This is a genomic window from Desulfuromonas acetexigens (genome assembly GCF_900111775.1).
Taxonomy (GTDB): Bacteria; Desulfobacterota; Desulfuromonadia; order Desulfuromonadales; family Trichloromonadaceae; genus Trichloromonas; species Trichloromonas acetexigens.
Genome location: NZ_FOJJ01000001.1, coordinates 41,478 through 61,387, shown reverse-complemented (window position 1 = coordinate 61,387; position 19,910 = coordinate 41,478). Strand labels below are relative to the sequence as shown.

Genomic DNA, 19,910 nt, shown 5'->3' with positions numbered 1-19,910 from the left:
TCGGACCATCCTATAAGAAAAATCGTGCGGTCGAAATAAACAGGGCGCAAGCCTTATGGCCAGCGCCCTGTTTACTAAAAGATAAAGACAAACAATTACCGGATGTTCCAGTTGATATTGCCAGGCCCGGCTACACCCGAAAAATCGTCATTACCTTGGGTACATGGTGCGTCGGCAGCAACCACGGGCGTCCCTTCACTACCTGGATTTTCTACAAAGAAAATAGCCGAAGAGTCACTATCAACAGCGTAGTAAGTATTGCCATTAAGGTGCTTGGAAGCACCCGAATAAGCTGTTAGATCAGCAGCTGCAGGGGTATTGCTAACAAGCGTGACGTTGTTCCCCAGGGGAATCTGAATACCACGATTACCACCTTGCACCGTTGCGATTATAGTAGGCACAAGGTTAGGTGTGTTGAGAGTACCCGTAGGTCCTGTCAAAGGGGTCCCGTTGCCACCACCAAAAGCGGCAAAAACCAGGGGGTTTGCAACCGCAGTAGCGATAGTGCCGCCAAATGCCTGCCAGTCAGAAAAGAAGGCAGCTTGCGAAGTGGAAAGGTTGCGCACGTCGCTTTGCGCCGAGGAGTTGAAACCCCGGACTCGGTAGGCGGCGAACTGCGGAATAGCAATCGCCGCCAGGATGCCGATGATCGCGACGACGATCAGCAGCTCGATCAGGGTGAAACCTTTTTCAGACTTTCTGAATTTACTCAACATGTGTTTTTCTCCTTTTACGGGTTGAAGTACGGGAGCGCCGCCAAAGGGTGACCGGTCAGTCCACTTGCCGGGTCGCTCATCTCGAATTGGTTTGCATGACTTGTCTGTATACAATCGCCGTGCCAAATGCGACGTTGCCTTTTGATATAGCATTAACCTACGGAATTTCAACGCTTAAGAAAAATATATCCGCCCCTGTCAGATAAAAGTAAGAAACTCTCAACATTTTGCGGCAGGGGGTTTGACAATAATTGTCACCGGAACGGGAACCGATGCGGTTCCTTCGTCACCGCATCCTACCAGCTTCCGGATCGCACCGATGTGCGCCCGATTGGGGCGAGAGACGATCTATCCGCCCGGAAGCTCCGTGCCACGATTCATGATTTCGATATAGGCCGCGTAACTGAACAGGCGGTTGCGTTTCTGGGCGGTCAGTTCCTTGACGATGCCAAGCTGCTCCAGATGGCCGAGGGCCTTATTGACCGTGGCCGGGGTGATGCCGGTCTTCTCCACCAGCGAGTTGGATGTGGCGATGGGGTGTTCCATCAGCGCCCGGTGGACCTGCAGGGTGGATGCCGCCGCCCGGCCGAGGCCGCTGATCTTGTCGCGATCCCGGTTCGACAGGTCGAGAAGCTGCTGGGCCGTTTCCACCGCTTGGCCGGCGGTGACGATCACCGCCTCGGCGAAGAAATCGAGCCAGGCTTCCCAGTCGCCGGTCAGCCGCACGTTGCCCAACAACTCGTAATAATACTGACGATGGGTCTTGAAGTAGAGGCTGAGGTAGAGCATCGGCTTCCGTAAAACCCGCTGCTCGCACAGCAGCAACGTGATCAGCAGCCGACCCAGACGGCCGTTACCATCGAGAAACGGGTGGATCGTCTCGAACTGCACATGGGCCAGCGCCGCTTTGAGCAACACCGGCGTCGGCTCCGGCTGGTCATGGAGGAAAAGCTCGAGCTTGCTCATGCACTCCGGAACCTCTTCGGCGGGGGGCGGAACGAAGGCCGCGTTGCCCGGGCGGGTGCCGCCGATCCAGTTCTGACTACGCCGGAACTCACCCGGAGTCTGGTTGCTCCCCCGGCCCTTGGTCAGCAGTACGCCATGAATCTCGCGGAAGAGCCGCAGGGACAGCGGCAGCCCTTCTTTCAGCAGGCGCAGACCCTGGTCAAGGGCGGCGACATAGTTGCTAACCTCCCGCACGTCATCCAGCGGCACGCCGGGCACCTGATCCAACTCAAACAGCAGCAGATCGGACAGGGACGATTGCGTCCCCTCGATCATCGAGGAGAGCACCGCCTCCTTGCGGACATACATGTAGAGAAAGAGCGAGGTGTCCGGCAGCAGGGTCGAGACGCTGTCCAGCCGCCCAAGGGCGAGCAGCGCCTGATCGAACTTGCCGCGCAGCTCCGGCGTCCAGTCAATGGGCGGACGCGGCGGCAGCGGCGCCGGCACAAAGGCCCGGGCCTTCTCCCCCACCGTCGAGATGGTCACGTATCTGCCTTGGAGTTCTCGCTTCATCCTGAATGCCTCGAACCTAAAATAAGATTCAGCTTTATTTTAACTTTGACGCATATCCTAAAATAAAGAAACAGGGTGGATTAATCAAGGGGATTAGCGGTAAGGGCGCAGCATGCTGCGCCCCTACGTCCTTATCCCCTTCATCCTTTTTATCCCTGTTAAAGAGCTTTCTCGGTGTCCTCTGTGCCCCTGTGGTGATAAACACGCCCCATTGATGCGGTTCCTGCGTCACCGCATCCTACCATTCGAACCCGATGAAACACCGTCCGCACGGTAGGGGCGCACCGATGTGCGCCCGATTGGAACGGGGTACGCAGACGGAACAGGGCGCATGCCATGCGCCCCTACGTCCAAAATCCCATCATTTCGCGGTAAGGGCGCAGCATGCTGCGCCCCTACGTCTGCCGGAACATTGACACCCCGCATCCTCCCGCCACATGCCGTTGACTACCCCCCAGCGAAAGAGTATAAAGCAACGGACTTTCGCTGGAGTTTCCTTTGGATAAACGCATTGCCTGCCATTGTTGCGACCTGCTGCACGAGGTCCGTCCCCTGCCCCCCGGCGGGGTCGCGCTTTGCGCCCGTTGCGGGGCGATTTTGTACCGCTACAAGCGCAATCCCCTCGACCGCACCCTGGCCCTCGCCCTCACCGGCCTGATCCTCTTCATCGTCGCCAACACCTTCCCTTTTCTCGCCATCGAAAAAGCCGGGCTGACCCGACAGATGACCCTGGCGACGGGGATTTTCGAGCTCTACCGGGAAGAGGTCTATCTGGTCGCGGCGCTGGTGGCGCTGACCACCCTACTGCTGCCGCTGGTGGAGCTGTGCGCCCTGCTCTATGTTTTCGCCCCCCTGCGCCTGGGCCGCCGCCCGCGCCTGCTGGCGCCGGTCTGGCGGGTGATGGCGCGGGTGCGGGCCTGGAGCATGATGGAGGTCTTCATGCTCGGCATTCTCGTGTCGCTGGTGAAACTGGCGAGCATGGCGACCATCGTCCCGGGGGTGGCGGTCTATGCCTTCGGCGCACTGATCGTCGTCCTCACCGCCGCCTTCGCCGCCATCGATCCGCACCTGGTCTGGGAAGCGCTGGAGAAACATTGATGGCGCTGACCGCGAAAGAGGCCGGATTAGCCGCCTGCCATGTCTGCAACCGGCTGATCCCCGTCGCCGAACTTGCCGCCACCGGGCACCGCTGCCCGCGCTGCGGCGCCGGCGTGCATGGGCGCAAGACCGACAGCCTGGCGCGCTGCTGGGCGCTGGTATTGGCGGCGGTAATCTTCTACTTTCCCGCCAATCTGCTGCCGATGACCCATACCGGATTTCTCGGCAAGGTGCAGAGTGACACCATCATGAGCGGGGTACTCTATTTCTTCGCCTCGGGCAGTTGGCCCATCGCCCTGATCATTTTCATCGCCAGCGTCTTCGTCCCCCTGCTCAAGCTGCTGGTGCTCGCCTACCTGCTGATTTCGGTGCAACGGCGCAGCCATTGGCGGCCCGCGGAACGCACCCGCCTCTACCGCATGACCGAAATCATCGGCCGCTGGTCGATGGTCGACATCTACGTGGTGACGATCCTCGTCGCCCTGGTCAAACTCGGAGCGCTGGCCAACATCGAAGCCGGCCCCGCCGCCCCCCATTTCGCCCTGGTAGTGGTCCTGACCATGTTCGCCGCCATGGCCTTCGATCCGCGCCTGATCTGGGATCGGATGGGGGAAGAAACGGATTAACCGGTAGGGGCGCAGCATGCTGCGCCAGATTGCTGCGGGATATGTAAATGGATCGGTTGTCGGCTTTCCCCTCCCCCCAGCGGGGGGAGGTCGGGAGGGGGGGACACGAAGCAAAGGCATTTCAACAGGGATAAAGGGGATGAAGGGGATAAGTCTTTCCGGATTTTATCCCTTGCATCCCCTTCATCCCTGTAATAATTAAAGTTTTTCCGTGCCCTGAGCGGAGCCGAAGGGCCTGTCTACGTTCCCCCGGACCACGGTAGGGGCGCAGCATGCTGCGCCCGATTGGTGCGGGGTACGTATGCGAAACAGGGCGCATGCCATGCGCCCCTACTATTATATTCGATGATTTGACCGGTAAGGGCGCAGCATGCTGCGCCCCTACGTTCGCCGGTTCGCGGATCCCGACAACCGGCTTTCCGGATTTTATCCCATTCATCCCTGTAATTATTAGAGATGTGCCTCTCCGTCTGTTTTGACAGGTGTTCGGACAAATGCTAGATTTTGTCTACAAATCGAGCAAGGGGGTTCTCATGGCCAGACAATCTGCTGAAGAAAAAAAAATCCTTGAATCTCTGCGCGCCCTTCCACCCGAAAAAAAATCTGAGATTATTGATTTTATTGAATTTCTAAAAACAAAAACGGTGAAGAGCGAACGCCGCAGCTTGAAAAATCTCTGGAGTCGATTTTCCGTTCAGATCTCAGAACAGGAAATCTCGGATCTCCGTAAAGAACTGTGGGAGAACTTCACCAGCGGCAACGAAAAATGAGCGATATTTACCTTGATACCCATACCCTGATCTGGCTTCTGTCCGAACCTGAAAAGCTATCGTCAATCACCTCGGCACTTCATCACGACATCCCCCTTATCACAAAAGACGAAAAAATCCGGCGATCCCCGGTTCAAACCCTTTGGTGAAATTCGCACCCTGCCCGAATCGAGGCGGAGGAAGCGGACGGAACAGGGCGACCCATGGGTCGCCCCTACAATAATATTCATTGATTCGGCAGGTAGGGGCGCAGCATGCTGCGCCCTTACGTTCGCCGCCTCGCACAAATAGCTTTTCAAGGATAAAACACCCCATGACCGAAACGACCGAACAACAGCAAGCGGCCGAGGTGGTGGTGAAGCACCGCCGGATGCCGTCGCTGATCTGGATCATCCCCATCGTCGCCGCCGTCATCGCCGCCTGGCTGGCGGTGAAAGCGGTGAACGACCGGGGGCCGGTGATCACCATCCGCTTCGACTCGGCCACCGGCCTGGAGGCGGGCAAGACCAAGATCCGCTATCGGGATGTGGATATCGGCCTGGTCGAGGCGGTGCGCCTGGACGAGGATCTGACCCATGTGCTGGTCTCGGCGCGCATGGACCGCCGCGCCGCCCCCTTTCTGGTCGACGACACCCAGTTCTGGGTGGTGCGGGCGCGGGTCGCCGCCGGCGAGGTCTCGGGGCTGGGTACCCTCTTCTCCGGCGCCTATATCGCCCTCGCCCCCGGTCGGGGAGAGACTCCCGCAGACCATTTCATCGGTCAGGAGACCCCGCCGGCGCTCACCGGCGACCAGCCGGGGCGCACGTTCATCCTCAAGACCAAGCGCCTCGGCTCCCTCGATGTCGGCTCCCCCGTCTATCACCGGCAGATCCAGGTCGGCCGGGTCATCAGCTACCACTTGAGCAATACCAGCGAGGAGATCGAACTCGGCATCTTCATCGAGGCGCCGCACCACGAGCGGGTGCGGGCCGGTACCCGTTTCTGGAACGCCGACGGCTTCGATTTCGCCCTCGACGCTAACGGTCTGCGGGTCGACAGCGAATCGCTACTGACCATCATCTCCGGCGGTATCGCCTTCGCCCTCCCCGACCCGGCCAAAGCCGGGGAGATCGCCGGGGAGAACAGCCAGTTCATCCTTTACCCCAACCGCCGCGCTTCGATGGAGCCGATTCACCACCTGAAGCAGCGCTACCTGCTCTACTTCAACGAGTCGGTGCGCGGGCTCACCCCCGGCGCCCCGGTGGAGTTTCGCGGCATCCGCGTCGGCCAGGTCGTTTCCGTCGAACTTGAATTCGACACCCAGCGCATGGAGTTCCGCATCCCCGTGGTGGTCGAGCTGGAACCGGAGCGCATCCGCCTCACCGGCAACGGCAAGCTCTACCCCGAGGATCTCGCCCCGAAGCTGATCGAAAAAGGGCTGACCGCTCAGCTCAAACAGGCCAATCTGCTCACCGGCCAGCTGGCCATCGCCCTCTCTCTCGAAGCCAAAGCGCCGCGCCCGACGCCGGGCAAGGACGACCCCTATCCGCGCATCCCGACCATCCCCACCCCCTTCGAGGAACTTTCCGGGACGGTGACGCGGATTCTGAAAAAACTCGACGACCTGCCCCTCGACCGCATCGCTTCCGGGGTGGAGCGGGACCTGGCAAGCCTCGACCAGACCCTGAAGGCAGCGACGGGCACCCTTGAATCCTTCGACACCACCCTGAACGGCTTGAAAGACCTCACCGGCAATCTCGACCGCGAACTGGCGCCGGCGGCGAAGACCGCCATCGAGGAGATGCAGCGCACCTTGCAGGAGCTGCGGGCCAATTTCGGGTCCGACTCCCCCTTGAGCAGCGACGCGCGCCAGGCGATGGAGGAGTTTTCCAAGGCGGCGCGGGGCGTCCGCGACCTCACCGACTACCTGGAACGTCACCCCGAATCGTTGCTGCGCGGCAAGAAAGGGACCGCCCCATGATCCGTTATCTTCGTTATCTGCTGCTGCTCAGCCTGCTCGGCTGTTCGACCACGCCGCCCGCCGCTTTCTACACCCTGAGCCCCGGCCTTGCCCCGCCGGGGACCGCCCTCCCCTTGACCCTGGGGCTGACCCTGAGCGAGTTTCCGGAAGCCCTCGACCGCCCGCAGCTGATGCTGCGCACTGGCGAAAACCGTCTCGACATCCAGGAACTGCACCGCTGGGCCGCCCCCCTCGAAGGGCAGGTGCGGGGCGTGTTGCGGGAGAATCTCGCCTCGACCGGAGCGCGGGTAGAAACCCATCCCTGGCCAAGGGATTTTGCCCCCGAGCGACAGATCCGTCTCGCCGTCACCCGCTTCGACGGCCGCCCCGGCGCCACCGCCGATCTGCACGCGCGCTGGACCCTCAACACCGCCGACGGCACCCCGATCCTGACCCGCACCGCCGCCTACAGCGAACCAGCCGGAGAGAGCATCGAAACCCTCGTCGCCGCCCAGAACCGATTGTTGGAACGGCTGGCGGTGGAGATAGTTGGTTCAGTGAGGTGTGAGGAGTGAGGAGTGAGGGGTGACAAAAGCAATGCGGCCCCATCCGGTTCTCGGATGGGGCCGTTTTTACGGTAGGGGCGCAGCATGCTGCGCCCTGGTCTATTTTCGTACCCCGTGAGAATCGGGCGCAGCATGCTGCGCCCCTACGGCTGGTCGGTGATCTTCATTCATCATTCATCATTCATCATTTCCCCTCACTCCTCACTCCTCACTGCCCTTACAAAACCACCAACTCCTCATTGCTGAAGGTAATGTGTTTCAGCCCGTCCTTGGCAACGCGGAAGGTGTTTTCGATGCCGACGGCGCCGAGGCCGGGGTAGACCGCTTTCGGTTCGAAGGCGAAGGTCATGTTTTCTTCCAGGGTCTGCTCGTTGAAACCCCGGGCGATGAAGGGGTATTCGTCGATTTCGACGCCGAGGCCGTGGCCGATGAAGGAAACCTGCGCGCCCTTCGAACCCATGAAGTGATCGGCGTAGCCGAGTTCGCAGGCGAGGCGGTGACAGTCGTCGTAGAGGGCGCCCCAGGTGACGCCGGGACGGGCAATTTCCTTGAGCCGGTTCTGGATCTGGTACATATCGACGTAGGCCTGACGCAGCGGCTCGGGCAGGCCACCGATGCAGAAGACCCGGGTCTGATCGACGAGATAGCCGTCGAAGGCGCCGGCGAAGTCGACGATGATCGGCTCGTTGGCCTTGATCGTCTTGTAACTCGCCCCCTGGCCGATGGAGGGGTTGACCCCGATGCCGCCGAGGGGGGTGTCGAGAAAGGCCGGGGCGGCGCTGTCGGCGCCGGAGAAGATATGGCCGAAGAAGAGTTCGTTGTTGAAGGCGCGCATGCGGGTGATTCCCTGGTGGCCTTCTTTGCGGGCGACGAACTCCAACTCGGCGGCCAGTTCCAGGTCGGTGATGCCGACGCGGATGACCTCTTTCGCCCGCTGGTAGACCTTATCGACCTGCAGGGCGGCATCCTTCATGATGTCGATTTCGTAGGCGGACTTGACCGCCCGCACGGTGCGGATGAGCGGCGTGGCGTCGCTCACTTTAGCCTCGGGCAACACCGCCTGGAAGCGCTGGAAGAGCGCCACCGGTACCACGTCGAGCTCCATGCCCAGGCGCGTAGGCAGGGGATAACCGAAGTCGGCGAGGCGCCCGGGGATGTCTTTCGGGCTCTTGAAGGGATGGACCTCGCGCAGGCCGCACTCCATCCGCGCCCGGCCGTAATCCTTGCGCACCAGATAGAGGGGCTCGCCGCTGACGGGAACATAGAGCGCCCCCTGCTGCACGGAACCAGTGAAATAGAAGAGATCGGCGCTCTGGATCATCAGCACGGCATCGAGCCCGGCCGGTTCCATCAGCACCTGGAGTTTTTTATAGCGAGCTTCCAGTTCGCTCGCAGGAGTGAGGCGCATGGGGTTTTCCTTCGGAAAAGGTTAAAGGATCGAGGAAAAAGGCTAAAGGAAAGGCCCAAAAACCTTTTTCCTTTAGCCTTTATCCTTTCCCCTGGTTTTTTAAGCCGTCTCGGCTTCTTCGAGGCGGAGTTCGCGGATGGCCATTTCCCGCAGCTTGAATTTCTGGATTTTGCCGCTGGCGGTCATGGGGTATTCATCGACGAATTTGACGTAATAGGGAATCTTGTAGTTGGCGATACGCCCCCGGCAGAAGTCCTTGATTTCTTCTTCGCTGCAGCTCACGCCATCCTTGATCTTGACCGCCGCCATGACCTGCTCACCGTATTTGGCGTCGGGCACGCCGTAGACCTGCACGTCGGCCACCTTCGGATGGGTGTAGAGGAACTCCTCGATCTCCCGGGGATAGACGTTTTCGCCACCGCGAATGATCATGTTCTTGATGCGGCCGGTGATCTTGCAGTAGCCGTTCTCGTCCATCACCGCCAGGTCGCCGGTATGCAACCAGCCGTCGCCGTCGATCGCCTTGGCCGTTTCCTCGGGCATCTTGTAATAGCCCTTCATCACGTGGTAACCGCGGGTGCAGAGTTCCCCCTGCTTGCCGGGGGGGAGAGCCGCGCCGGTCTCGATATCGATGATCTTCACTTCCACATCGGGCAGGGCGCGGCCGACGCTCGCCACCCGCAGCTCGATGGGATCGTCGGTACGGGTCATGGTGATGCCGGGAGAGGACTCGGTCTGACCGTAGGTGATGGTGATTTCGGAACAGTGCATGTCGCGGATGACCCGCTTCATGACTTCGATCGGGCAGGGGGAGCCGGCCATGATCCCGCTGCGCAGGGTCGACAGGTCGTACTTGCGGAAGGCGGGATGTTCCATCTCGGCGATAAACATGGTCGGCACACCGTGCACGGCGGTACAGCGCTCGGCTTCGATCGCCTTGAGCACCGCTTCGGGATTGAAGGTCTCCACTGGGACCATGGTCGAGCCGTGGGTGACACAGGCGAGCACGCCCAGAACACAGCCAAAACAATGGAAGAAGGGAACCGGGATGCAGAGGCGGTCCTGCTCGGTGAACTTCATGCACTCGCCGATATTGAAGCCGTTATTGACGAGGTTGTGATGGGTGAGCATGACCCCCTTGGGAAAGCCCGTCGTCCCCGAGGTGTACTGCATGTTGATAACCTCGTGCTCGTCGAGGCTGGCCTTCACCGCCGCCAGTTCGGCATCGGTGATTTTTTCACCGAGTTTTTCCAGTTCGGCGTAGGCGAGCATGCCGGCGGGGGCGCCGCCGCCCAGGAAGATGACATTTTTCAGAAACGGGAGTTTCGCGCAGGCCAGCTGCCCGAAAGGAGCGCTCGTCAGCTCGGGAACGACCGTGTTGACGGTTTCCACGTAATTGGTGTCCTTGAAGCCCTGAACCAGAAAGAGCGTGGTCGAGTCGGACTGGTTGAGCACGTACTCCAACTCCGCCGACTTGTAACTGGTATTGACCGTCACCAGCACCGCGCCGATCTTCGCGGTGGCGAACTGCAGCACCACCCATTCGGGAACGTTGGTCGCCCAGATCGCCAGATGCTCCCCCTTCTTGACGCCGATGGCCATGAGCCCTTTGGCGACCCGGTCACAGAGGGCGTCGAATTCCCGGTAGCTGAGGCGCAGGCCGCGATCGGGATAGACGAGGGCATCGTTGTCGGGAAAGCGCCGGGCGGTATCCTCAAGCAGGGCACCCAAGGTGAAATGCAGCAGGTTCGACATGGCTTAAAACTCCTTCAAGGCGTGGGACCAAACCCATGTTCAGTCTCGCGAAACTTTGGTTTGAAGACGTTATCTTACTGTTTTTAAAATGGTTTTTTGAATATCACAGGGCTGGTGCAATAGTCAATGAAAAAGGGGGGAGCAGAGACGCAGCGAGGATTAGAGAGAGGACGAGGAAAATGATGCTGCATATTTTTTAGGCAAAAGGCCAATTCATCCCGAGGCACGGGAGGTTAGAAAAAAGATCCGGACTTTTCCACATGGCCGTCCACACCCTCTGTGGACGGGACAAAAATGGTCAGCGGCCCTCCCGGGCATCGAGCCACTGGACGAACTCTTTGGCTTCGAGGGGCGGGCTGTAGAAATAGCCCTGGATGATCGTGCAGCGCCGGGAGAGAAGATAATCGAACTGTTCGCGTTTCTCGACCCCCTCGGCCACCACCTTCAGGCCGAGATTGGCCCCGAGGGCGATAATCGCCGAGACGATCCCCCGGCTGTCGCCATCCTCGGGCAGATCGCGGATGAAGGACTGATCGATCTTCAAGGCATCGATGGGAAAGTGTTTCAGGTAACTGAGGGAGGAATAGCCGGTGCCGAAGTCGTCGATGGCGATACGGAAACCTAGTTCCTGAAGGTTCGCCATAGCCGAGAGAACCTGATGGGTGTGACTCATCAACGCGCCTTCGGTGACTTCCAGGATAAGATCGGCGGGGGCGATCCCCGCTTCTTCCACCTGGCGCCGCATGAATTCGTCGAGGCCGGGGCGATGAAACTGGCTGACGGAGAGATTGACCGCCACCGGCACAGGCGACCTCCCCTGCCGCCGCCATTCCCGCAACTGCCGGCAGGCGGCAGCCACCACCCAGTCGCCGAGAGCCAGGGAGAGGCCACTTTCCTCGGCGACCGGGACGAACCGATCGGGGGAGATGAGCCCAAATCGAGGATGGCGCCAGCGGATCAAGGCCTCGGCGGCAATCACCTGCCCGCTTTCGGCATCGACCTGGGGCTGGTAATAAAGAAGCAGTTCATCCCCGTCGAGCGCCCGACGCAGTTCGTTTTCCAGGCGCATCCGTTCCAGGGCGCGGTCGTTCATTTCCGGGGCGTAATAGCCGATTTGCCCCCGCCCCCGGCTTTTCGCCGCCTGTAGAGCGCTGGCGGCATTTTGCAGCAGATCGGCCCCCTCTTCACCATCGCTGGGGTAAAAAGTGATGCCGCAGCCGCAACTGATGAATATTTCCTGGCCATCGACCATAAAGGGAGCATGAAAAGACTCGATCAGCTCCCGGGCCAGATGCCCGGTTTCGCTCAGGGAAGCCGTTCGCGGCAGGAGGACCGGAAAAGCGCCGGCGCCGAAATGCCCGACCAGGCCGCGCTCGCCGACTTTCAGGCGCAACTCTTCCCCGAGCTGCCGCAGCAAGGTATCGCCACGGCCATGCCCCAGGGCCTGGTTGATCTTCTTGAAGCCGTCGATGTCGATCAGCAGCAGGGCGAAGCCCGATTCAACCCGGCGCGAACGGACGATCTCCTGCTCCAGTTCGGCGAGAAAGGCGGACTTGTTGGGGAGCAGCGTCAGGTGGTCGTGATGGTCGAGGAAACGGACCCGGGCCTCGGCGCGGTTGCGGTGCCGCGCCTGGAGATCGAGGCGGCGACCGCCGATGAGAATGATCCCCAGCCCCAGCAGCCAGAAGAAACCGATCCCGAAAAGGGCCAGCCAGAGCTGAGGGCGACGCACCTCCCGCAGGGGATCGATCGCCACCGAAACACTCAGCCCGCCGCGCAGGTTGCCAATCTCGTAGCCCTGGTGGGCGTGACAGGGGAGGCATTCGGCCTCGGTCCGCAAGGGGAGCATGTAGCGGAGAAAGTCGCCGGCCTCCCCGTCCAGGACCGCGGCAACTTCCGTGTCGCCGTCGGCCAGGCGCAGCAGGGCGGCCTGTTCCCAGGTATCGGCGGTGTTGGCGGGGTTGATCGGGCGGGTACTGGTGATGCGGCCGGAAAGGCCGAGCAGGCTGGCTTCGAGTTGAAAGACCTCGCGCAGCATGTAAGCGGGGTTGACCATAGTCAACAACCGCCCGGAGGGGGTGACCACATCCCGTTCGGGGAGATCGGCAAGATAGGGGTTGGGCGGGGTCTGGGCATCGGCTTCGACGTAAACGCCGCCGTGACGGGCGTTCCAGTGGCGGTAGACGACCATCTTCTCGGCCAGGGCGCGGGCCTGGACCTTGGCCATCTCTACTGTTGCCCGCTCTTCCTTGCGATAATTCCAGTAGAGACCGGCGACCGCCAAAAGGGTCCAGATCAGAGCCAGAAGTACGGCGCCGATCTTCAACAGGCAGGTGTCCTCCGCCCTCGCGAACAACCGAGCCATGATATCCCCCTCATCAAAGAGACGCGGGCGGAAAGGGTTGTCCTTCCCGCCCGCGCCGTCCTTCCCCGTTACCGGGGAAGCCGATCTTGCTTATTCGGCCGGTTGCGTCCGCGAAGCGGGGCTTTCAGTCTGTACCCCGGCCGGCATGGATTTGCTATTGAAACGGACCTGATTACCGAAGGGATCGGCAACGACTTGTTCAGGCATGAACTGAACCTTGGTCTCGCCGCGGTCGTTGAGATATTTTTCCAGTTCGAGATCGATCTCGACGGGCAGTTCCACATTGGCCTTGGTCAACGCCTGGCGCAGCAGGCCTTCGGCCTTGGTGGCGAAAGCGGTGGAGTCGGAGAGGACCCGGGCCGCTTCCGGCGGGTTGTGGAAGCCCATGGAGTTCTCGGCGCCGATGAAGATCAGGCGGAAGAAAGAATCGAAATAGAATTCCTTGGCCTGATCGTAAAGGGCCTGATCGATGACCGCCCCGCCTTCCTGGGCCTTATGGGTGATCTCGAAGAGTTTGGCGACGGTGGCGTTGGCGTAACCGGCGCGGATCTTCATCGACACGGTGCGATCCTGGATGTCATAGACCCGCTGGCGCAGCCACTCGGGCCCTTCGGCGTGGCACTGCTGACAAGCCTTGAGATCGGACTTCAAGGGGCTGGCGACGCGGTGATCGGAGACCTTCACCGAACCGACCTTGGTGTAAGGCATATGGCAGTCGGTGCAAGAAGCGCCGGCCATCCAGTGGACACTGCTGTTGGAGTAGAGCTCGAATTCAGGATGACGAATGAAGGGGAGCCGGAAGCCGGTGACGGATTGTTTCCATTCCCTGACGGTGGGGTCATTGCGGAACTGGGCGATGATATTCTCGATAGTGATGTTACCCATCTTGCTTCCCTGCCAGGGGAAATAAATGCCGACCGATTTCTTGTCCTCGTTTTTGGGGATGGCATAGGTCACATGGCACTGGGCGCAGACCAGGGTGCGCATTTCCTGGGTGGTCAACTTGCTCCGGTCCACCCCGATGACATCCAGGGCCTTGCCCAGGGTGAATTCGCGGGAAAGCTTGAGTGCCATCGACTGGCTGTCGTGACAGTCGACGCAGGCCACGCCGAGTTCGCGGTGTTTCTCAGGAATCTGACCAAGCACCTCATTGAAGGGTTTCATGTAATAATCGACCCCCATCTCCTTTTCGAGCTTGGCGGCATAAGGGGTTTTACAGGTCAGACAGACGCCGCCGGAACCGAGGCGGGAGGAGTCGATTTCGAGCTGGTCGCGCACCATGTAGGCGTGGCCACGCGGCTCGTAATAAGCGACACCGAAGCCCCAGCCGTTAAAAAGCAGGGCCAGGAAAGGGTACTGGGAAAGTTTGTCGTAGTTGATGCCATCGGCGTCCCAACCTTTACGATAGCGGCTCTTCCCCGCCGGCAGAGGCTCTTCGGTCATTTTCCACAGGTCATAATGGACCGGATAGGCCTTGCCCCACTCGGCCGGATCGATTTCACCGTCGGCAATCTTCACCGGACGCACCGCTTCGGTCTTCTCCGGCTGGCAACCGGCCATCAGCAGCGCCGCCAGCGCCAGCATCAACAAAATTGAAATAGGGGATTTCCTGGACATAAGTTTTCGCCTCCTTTTTTTCTGCTAAGTGAACGGGCCGGGCTTGGCGTTAGAGGGTCTGAATCGTGCCGCTGTTCTGATGCTGTACGCCCCGGTGGCATTTCCAGCAATCCCGGGTGTCGTCGATCATCGACACGGTCGTTTCGTGGCAGCGGATACAGTTGGCCTGCAAAACCTTGCGGCCATGATTGGTCAGCTCGATATCGTCGGAAACCTGCCCCGAATAGAAGAGGACCGCATCCTTGAGGCCGTCGATCGATTTCCAGATGTAGTGCACGGTGGCATTCTGGTTCGGCAGATGGCAATCGACACATTTGATGCTGCGATGGGCGCCCACATGAATCCAGGCATCGAACTGCGCCTCCATGACGTGGCAACCGGAGCAGAAATCGGGTTCGCTGCTACGGGCCAGCATTTTCGGTGGCCCGAACATGACATAAGCCGACACCGCGAGCAGAACGACGATGCCGACCAACCCCAGCCAGAAGTATTTATTGAACTTTCCCATTCTTTCACCTCCCCTCGAAAAAAATGACGTAACCAATAAGCGGCCGTGCGAATACGAGCTTCGTAATGAATGTGCCTTTAACTTTACCAGAACTGTGCCATTACGCACCCGGCCCCAAACTTTTTTGTAACCCATGAAAAAACCCGGGATTTCTTCGAAAGAAATCTCCCGGGTTCGATTTATGGAGCGCGATGACGGCCAGGATGTAACGATAGAGTAACACTCCCACCCCGGAATGTTACCTTAGGGTAACTTCTCCGAGAGTCCGAAACGCTGCAACTTCTCCCACAGGGCCTTACGGGAAATCCCCAGGGCGCGAGCGGTTTCAGTACGACGCCCCCCGTGGCGACGCAGGGCCGCGATCAGACAGCGTTCTTCACAGGCGAGCAGCGCGCTCTTGAGATCCCCCACCTCGACCTCGCCGACCGGTTCAGGCACCGTCCCGCCGAATTCGCGGGGAAGATCAGCGATCTCGATGACGTCTCCGTCCCCCAAGGCGACCGCCCGTTCCATGGCATGCTTGAGTTGACGGACATTGCCGGGAAAATCGTAAGCGAGCAAATGGGAACGCGCCTCGGCAGAAAGACGCGGGGTCGGCTTGCTCATACGACGGGCGAAATGGATGAGAAAGTGCTCGGCCAGGGGGAGGATATCCTCGGGCCGTCGGCGCAGAGGAGGAATGTGGATAGGAATGACATTGAGGCGAAAATAGAGGTCGGCACGGAACCGCCCACGGCGCACATCCTCTTCCAGGTCACGGTTGGTGGCGGCGACAATGCGCGTGTCGACGGGGGTTTCCCCTTTACCGCCGACAGCCTGCACCGAACGTTCCTGCAGCACCCGCAGCAGCTTGGCCTGGGCGGCCAAGGGCAGATCGCCGACCTCGTCGAGAAAGAGGGTGCCGCCCTGGGCCTGGAGGAAGCGGCCGGGATGGGCGCCGACGGCGCCGGTAAAAGCCCCCTTGACGTGGCCGAAAAGTTCCGATTCGACCAGATGTTCGGGGAGTGCCGCGCAGTTGACGTTGATCAGTGGGCCACTGCGGCGGGGGCTGAGGCTGTGAATGCGCTCGACGAAAAGCTCCTTGCCGGTACCGCTCTCGCCCGTGAGGAGCACGGTCGAATCGAGGGGGGCGACCGCCTCGACCATGGCCAGGGCCGCTTTGATCGCCGGGCTCTCGGCGATCAAAGCGCTGCGTTCAAAGGGCCGGGCGAGAATCTTTTTCAGCTGCAGGTTTTCCTCGGAGAGATCCTTCTTTTCGGTGATGTCCCGACTGACCAGCAGGGTTCCCCGGTAGTCCCCGGCGGCACCACGCACCGCCGTGTAGGTGTTGTCGAAATAGCGCCCCTGGGCCTGGATAACCCGGTGCCGGCTCGCCGCCCGTCCCTCCTTGAGTCTGTTCAGCAGTTCGTCGACGGCCGCATAGGTCCGGGCCGGATGCAGATCATGGATGGGTCGGCCGATGAATTTCGCGGCGGAGACCCGGCGAATCCGTTCGGCGGCGGGATTGAGGTAGGCGATGCGATCCTCGGCATCGAGGAAGATCACCCCTTCGGTCATTTCGTTGACGATGGCCTGGAATAGCTCGTTGGTGGGATTCATGAAAAGTGCCTGGGGGGATGACGATCGACTAGAGAGGACGGTTTCCGGCCTGTTGTCAACAAATAGAATTGTCCGGATTTGTAGCAAATGAATTGTCCGGTTTTGGCCTCATGCGGCCGCTTTATCTTGGCCCTCCTTGATTTTTCCGTCCGGGTGGTAATCGGCCAACTTCCTCGGGCCATGAAAGATCGCCAGGGATCTGTCCGGGTAGCGGTGGATACGGACTTTGACCTTGATGTAGTTACAGCGGTGCGAATTCTGTGGGATCTGAAGGGTGATGCGTTCGAACGTCACGCAGTTGTTTCGGCCAACGGTTCTTTCGTGCTGCTCACAGAGGATGTCATTGATCTGGGCGTTGAGCAGCGGGACAAACCCTGAACCCTGCTCGGGGGCGGGTTCCATGAACTCGGCATTGAACGCAGGAAGATAGCGTTCCCGCAGGTAGTGATTGGCCGCCGCCATCTCGGTGATGCCAAAGAAAGCCAACTCCTTCACCAACCTATCCTGGTGGGTGGAAAACGCTCGTTCACTACGCCCCCTGGCCTCGGGGGAGTAGGCGGGAATCATCTCGATGCCCAATTGATGCATGGCGCGGCCGAATTGAGTCAGGTTTTTCTTGTCGACCTTGCCACCGGCCTCGGGTGTATGCCAATAGTGACTGCCTCGATCGCTATAAAAGGAGCAGAACAGGCCGCGCGCGAGGAGGACGTCCTTGACCCCGGCAAAGCTGCTGGCAGTTCCCTCTTCGTCGGTAAAGAACATGCTGTAGTGCTCGTTGGTAGCATCGTCCATGGTGACGATCAAGTCCCACTTCTTGCCGGGAACCCATTCGTGAGTGCTGCCGTCCTGATGGATCATCATCCCCGGCAGGGGCGAACGTTCTCGCTTCTTGCGGTGTGCGCCGCGTTTTTTCCCTTTGGGAACCACCTGGGCGGCCTGAAGTTGATTTTTGACCCAAGAGTAACTGCGGGTGCCGCCATCCCGTTGATACCAGGCATGGAAATGCATGACGTTCCAGCCCTTATGCTGAGACCGATAGCGGTCAACCAGCGCCATCGCCTCATCCGCCGGGGCCTTGCGGGCCGACTCCTGTGTCAGACGCTTGTCGAGCAAGCCGTCCAAGCCGCCTTCGTTGTAGCGGTCGACATAGCGGCGAAAAGTGCGGTCACTGACGCCCAACATGCGGGCCGCCTCCTCTTGGGTCAGTCGGTGTTTAGTCCGAAGGCTCAATATTTCTTCGAAGTGCATTTTCCGGGTCTCCTGTAGCAATTGCGTCCGGTTCATGGGTATCCTCCTTGGACAACCATGAACTGGACATACCTTGTGCTACAAGTCCGGACAGTTTATTTGCTCACGACAGAGGACGGTTTCCGGCCTTGTCTTACCGTCCGATATTGACTATAGTGACCGCCTTTTCCACGGGAGATCTTAAAATGATGGCAAACCACTGGACCAGTGTGATTCTTTTTTCCCTTCTCGCCGCCCTGGCCACATTGCTCGGCATGGCGTTGATCCTCTTCAAGGAGGAGTGGAGCCGGCGCAATTCCAACGACCTGATCTCCTACTCGGCGGGGGTCCTGCTCGGCATCGGCTTTCTGCACATCCTGCCCGAGGCCCTGGAACTGAACGAGCACGCCACCCTCTATCTGCTGGTCTCCTTCGTGGTCTTCTATTTTCTCGAACACCATCTGCATTTTCATTCCGATCACGAACAGACCCGGCACCTGCATGTGGACATTCCCAACAGCCACGACGACTGCTGCGCCAATCCCCACCCCATGGGGCTGGTCGCCTTCTTCGGCATGGGGCTGCATTCGCTGATCGACGGTCTGATCATCGGCACCGGCTTCGAAATCGACGCCCAGATCGGTCTGCTCTCGGCCCTGGCGGTTATTTCCCACAAGCTACCGTCCGGAGTCTCGATGTTCTCCATCCTGCTCCATTACGGCTACCCCAAGAGCCGCGCCATCCTCTACACCCTGGGCGTGGCCCTGGCCATTCCCGTCGGCGCCGTCGCCTCCTACGCCCTGCTACGCCATGTGCCGGAGGATTTTCTCGGGGTGATGATGGCCCTGGCGGCGGGCTCCTTCATCTACATCGCCGCCTCTGACCTCATTCCCGAATCCCACCGGGTGCGCGGAATTAAGGGCAGCTTCGCCCTGGTCGGCGGCATTCTGACGGCGATGGCGGTCGGCTGGCTCGGCCACGGGCACTGATCGGCGGAGCAAAGGACAGTTATGAATGATGAGTGATGAATGATGAACCCTCCTCATTCCTCATTCCTCATTCCTCATTCCTCCCCACTCCCCACTCCCCACTCCCCACTCCCTACCTAGCACAATCAGACGGATCGCCCTTGAGCTTGGCCAGGGCGTGGGGCAAAGCCGGCAACAGCACGTCGAGATTTTCCCGTACACCCTTGGGGCTTCCGGGGAGATTGACGATGAGGCAGCGGCGACGTACCCCGACCAGCGCCCGGGAAAGCATGGCGTGGGGGGTTTTCGCCAGGCTCGCCTGGCGCATGGCCTCGGCCATGCCGGGGATGTCGTAATCGAGGACCCGGGCTGTCGCCTGGGGGGTGCGGTCGCGGGGGGAGAGACCGGTGCCGCCGGTGGTGAGAATCAGATCGAGCCCCGCGCTGTCGACCCAGTCGACCAGGGTGGAGACGATCAGTTCCTCTTCGTCGGGAATCACCTGATAGCGCTTGACCTCGCCAAGTCCGGCGACCATCTCCCGCAAAATCTTGCCGCTCTCGTCTTCCCGGGCGCCCCGCGCCCCTTTATCCGAGAGGGTGAGGACACCGATGGCGAAATCGGTCATGGCCGCGCCTCCTCAACCCGCAGGACATCCCCCGAGCGCACCGGCCCACCCTGCAGAACCCGAGCGAAAATCCCCTCCTTCGGCATGACGCAGTCGCCGGCCTGATGATAGATGGCGCAGCGGGTATGGCATTCCTTGCCGATCTGGGTCACTTCCAGCAGAGCTCCATCCCCCACCCGCAGCCGCGTGCCGATCGGTAGGGTGTTGAGTTCGATCCCCTCGGTGGTGAGATTTTCGGCGAAATCGCCGGGACCGACGGAAAGGCCAGCGGCGCGCATCTTGGCGATACTCTCCAAGGCCAGCAAACTGACCTGGCGATGCCAGTCACCGCCATGACCGTCCCCGGCCAGACCGAAGTTTTCCAGCAACTCCCCCTGCCCCACATCCTTCTTGCGCTCCCCTTTGCCGGGGCTGAGACAAACCGCGACGATTTTCCCTTCAATCATGAACGACTCCTTGGTTGATGGCGTCGCAAAAAGTCACCAACGGCTGTGTTGTTAACATCCGACAGGGCACTTTTTGCCAAAGCATCCCGTCTTCTACTCTCGATTTCGCGCTCCCTTCGACTCCGCTCAGGGTGCGGTCGAAGGGTGGTCCCTGAGCGC

17 protein-coding genes are annotated in these 19,910 nt (G+C 60.2%); 6 read left to right on the top strand and 11 right to left on the bottom strand.

The features are described 5' to 3' along the window. Nucleotides 1–95 precede the first annotated feature (95 nt). Nucleotides 96–716: a type IV pilin protein gene (locus BQ4888_RS17930; protein WP_092052214.1), complete on the bottom strand. Its 621-nt coding sequence runs from the start codon at nucleotides 714–716 to the stop codon at nucleotides 96–98. Between the two features lie 348 nt (nucleotides 717–1,064). Further along, a complete protein-coding gene (locus BQ4888_RS00280) occupies nucleotides 1,065–2,234 on the bottom strand; it encodes a Fic family protein (RefSeq protein WP_092052212.1) in 1,170 nt (389 codons plus the stop codon). A gap of 498 nt (nucleotides 2,235–2,732) precedes the next feature. Here BQ4888_RS00280 and BQ4888_RS00275 point away from each other — a divergent pair, with 498 nt between their 5' ends. The 5 genes from BQ4888_RS00275 (at nucleotide 2,733) to BQ4888_RS00255 (ending at nucleotide 7,242) form a co-directional block, all read left to right on the top strand. Continuing rightward, the gene (locus BQ4888_RS00275; protein ID WP_205747970.1) at nucleotides 2,733–3,332 is read left to right on the top strand and encodes a paraquat-inducible protein A; all 600 of its coding nucleotides are present in this window, start codon (nucleotides 2,733–2,735) and stop codon (nucleotides 3,330–3,332) included. Beyond that, the gene (locus BQ4888_RS00270) at nucleotides 3,332–3,958 is read left to right on the top strand and encodes a paraquat-inducible protein A (protein ID WP_092052208.1); all 627 of its coding nucleotides are present in this window, start codon (nucleotides 3,332–3,334) and stop codon (nucleotides 3,956–3,958) included. Before BQ4888_RS00275 ends, BQ4888_RS00270 begins: the two co-directional genes overlap by 1 nt. A gap of 533 nt (nucleotides 3,959–4,491) precedes the next feature. After that, entirely contained in the window at nucleotides 4,492–4,728 is a 237-nt protein-coding gene (locus BQ4888_RS00265) for a DUF2281 domain-containing protein (protein ID WP_170232751.1), read from the top strand. A gap of 313 nt (nucleotides 4,729–5,041) precedes the next feature. Beyond that, entirely contained in the window at nucleotides 5,042–6,688 is a 1,647-nt protein-coding gene (locus tag BQ4888_RS00260) for a PqiB family protein (RefSeq protein ID WP_092052203.1), read from the top strand. Next, on the top strand, nucleotides 6,685–7,242 hold the full coding sequence (locus BQ4888_RS00255; protein ID WP_092052201.1) for a PqiC family protein: 558 nt from the start codon (nucleotides 6,685–6,687) through the stop codon (nucleotides 7,240–7,242). Before BQ4888_RS00260 ends, BQ4888_RS00255 begins: the two co-directional genes overlap by 4 nt. 208 nt (nucleotides 7,243–7,450) lie before the next feature. Here BQ4888_RS00255 and BQ4888_RS00250 read toward each other — a convergent pair whose 3' ends face one another. The 7 genes from BQ4888_RS00250 to BQ4888_RS00220 all read right to left on the bottom strand — a co-directional run bounded on the left by BQ4888_RS00250 (nucleotide 7,451) and on the right by BQ4888_RS00220 (nucleotide 17,769). Next, complete coding sequence (locus BQ4888_RS00250) at nucleotides 7,451–8,641, bottom strand: M24 family metallopeptidase (protein WP_092052199.1); 1,191 nt, start codon at nucleotides 8,639–8,641, stop codon at nucleotides 7,451–7,453. Nucleotides 8,642–8,740: 99 nt separating this feature from the next. Further along, nucleotides 8,741–10,396, bottom strand: a complete 1,656-nt coding sequence (locus tag BQ4888_RS00245) for an AMP-binding protein (RefSeq protein ID WP_092052197.1) — start codon at nucleotides 10,394–10,396, stop codon at nucleotides 8,741–8,743. A gap of 298 nt (nucleotides 10,397–10,694) precedes the next feature. Then, nucleotides 10,695–12,761 (bottom strand): putative bifunctional diguanylate cyclase/phosphodiesterase, encoded by a 2,067-nt coding sequence (locus tag BQ4888_RS00240; RefSeq protein ID WP_092052195.1) that lies wholly within the window; start codon nucleotides 12,759–12,761, stop codon nucleotides 10,695–10,697. Between the two features lie 90 nt (nucleotides 12,762–12,851). Next, entirely contained in the window at nucleotides 12,852–14,378 is a 1,527-nt protein-coding gene (locus BQ4888_RS00235; protein ID WP_092052193.1) for an ammonia-forming cytochrome c nitrite reductase subunit c552, read from the bottom strand. 49 nt (nucleotides 14,379–14,427) lie between these two features. Then, the gene (gene nrfH / locus BQ4888_RS00230) at nucleotides 14,428–14,886 is read right to left on the bottom strand and encodes a cytochrome c nitrite reductase small subunit (protein WP_092052190.1); all 459 of its coding nucleotides are present in this window, start codon (nucleotides 14,884–14,886) and stop codon (nucleotides 14,428–14,430) included. A gap of 243 nt (nucleotides 14,887–15,129) precedes the next feature. Continuing rightward, nucleotides 15,130–16,485, bottom strand: a complete 1,356-nt coding sequence (locus BQ4888_RS00225; RefSeq protein WP_092052188.1) for a sigma-54 interaction domain-containing protein — start codon at nucleotides 16,483–16,485, stop codon at nucleotides 15,130–15,132. Between the two features lie 108 nt (nucleotides 16,486–16,593). Further along, the gene (locus tag BQ4888_RS00220) at nucleotides 16,594–17,769 is read right to left on the bottom strand and encodes an ISNCY family transposase (protein WP_092052186.1); all 1,176 of its coding nucleotides are present in this window, start codon (nucleotides 17,767–17,769) and stop codon (nucleotides 16,594–16,596) included. A 149-nt stretch (nucleotides 17,770–17,918) separates the two neighbouring features. Between BQ4888_RS00220 and BQ4888_RS00215 the strand changes: the two genes are divergently transcribed. Beyond that, nucleotides 17,919–18,701 carry a ZIP family metal transporter gene (locus tag BQ4888_RS00215; RefSeq protein ID WP_092052183.1) on the top strand — a complete coding sequence of 261 codons (783 nt, stop codon included), beginning with the start codon at nucleotides 17,919–17,921 and terminating at the stop codon, nucleotides 18,699–18,701. A 112-nt stretch (nucleotides 18,702–18,813) separates the two neighbouring features. Here the strand turns inward: BQ4888_RS00215 and BQ4888_RS00210 are convergent, their stop codons facing one another. Continuing rightward, complete coding sequence (locus tag BQ4888_RS00210) at nucleotides 18,814–19,305, bottom strand: MogA/MoaB family molybdenum cofactor biosynthesis protein (RefSeq protein ID WP_092052181.1); 492 nt, start codon at nucleotides 19,303–19,305, stop codon at nucleotides 18,814–18,816. After that, complete coding sequence (locus BQ4888_RS00205) at nucleotides 19,302–19,751, bottom strand: MOSC domain-containing protein (RefSeq protein WP_092052179.1); 450 nt, start codon at nucleotides 19,749–19,751, stop codon at nucleotides 19,302–19,304. Before BQ4888_RS00205 ends, BQ4888_RS00210 begins: the two co-directional genes overlap by 4 nt. Nucleotides 19,752–19,910: the final 159 nt, after the last annotated feature.

Bases quoted from the DNA above. Each gene is read 5' to 3' on its own strand.
- BQ4888_RS00265 (WP_170232751.1), top strand. From the start codon at position 4,492: ATGGCCAGACAATCTGCTGAAGAAAAAAAAATCCTTGAATCTCTGCGC.
- BQ4888_RS00250 (WP_092052199.1), bottom strand. From the start codon at position 8,641: ATGCGCCTCACTCCTGCGAGCGAACTGGAAGCTCGCTATAAAAAACTC.
- nrfH (WP_092052190.1), bottom strand. From the start codon at position 14,886: ATGGGAAAGTTCAATAAATACTTCTGGCTGGGGTTGGTCGGCATCGTC.
- BQ4888_RS00225 (WP_092052188.1), bottom strand. From the start codon at position 16,485: ATGAATCCCACCAACGAGCTATTCCAGGCCATCGTCAACGAAATGACC.
- BQ4888_RS00235 (WP_092052193.1), bottom strand. From the start codon at position 14,378: ATGTCCAGGAAATCCCCTATTTCAATTTTGTTGATGCTGGCGCTGGCG.
- BQ4888_RS00205 (WP_092052179.1), bottom strand. From the start codon at position 19,751: ATGATTGAAGGGAAAATCGTCGCGGTTTGTCTCAGCCCCGGCAAAGGG.
- BQ4888_RS00245 (WP_092052197.1), bottom strand. From the start codon at position 10,396: ATGTCGAACCTGCTGCATTTCACCTTGGGTGCCCTGCTTGAGGATACC.
- BQ4888_RS00280 (WP_092052212.1), bottom strand. From the start codon at position 2,234: ATGAAGCGAGAACTCCAAGGCAGATACGTGACCATCTCGACGGTGGGG.
- BQ4888_RS00240 (WP_092052195.1), bottom strand. From the start codon at position 12,761: ATGGCTCGGTTGTTCGCGAGGGCGGAGGACACCTGCCTGTTGAAGATC.
- BQ4888_RS00220 (WP_092052186.1), bottom strand. From the start codon at position 17,769: ATGAACCGGACGCAATTGCTACAGGAGACCCGGAAAATGCACTTCGAA.
- BQ4888_RS00210 (WP_092052181.1), bottom strand. From the start codon at position 19,305: ATGACCGATTTCGCCATCGGTGTCCTCACCCTCTCGGATAAAGGGGCG.
- BQ4888_RS00215 (WP_092052183.1), top strand. From the start codon at position 17,919: ATGATGGCAAACCACTGGACCAGTGTGATTCTTTTTTCCCTTCTCGCC.
- BQ4888_RS00260 (WP_092052203.1), top strand. From the start codon at position 5,042: ATGACCGAAACGACCGAACAACAGCAAGCGGCCGAGGTGGTGGTGAAG.
- BQ4888_RS00270 (WP_092052208.1), top strand. From the start codon at position 3,332: ATGGCGCTGACCGCGAAAGAGGCCGGATTAGCCGCCTGCCATGTCTGC.
- BQ4888_RS00255 (WP_092052201.1), top strand. From the start codon at position 6,685: ATGATCCGTTATCTTCGTTATCTGCTGCTGCTCAGCCTGCTCGGCTGT.
- BQ4888_RS17930 (WP_092052214.1), bottom strand. From the start codon at position 716: ATGTTGAGTAAATTCAGAAAGTCTGAAAAAGGTTTCACCCTGATCGAG.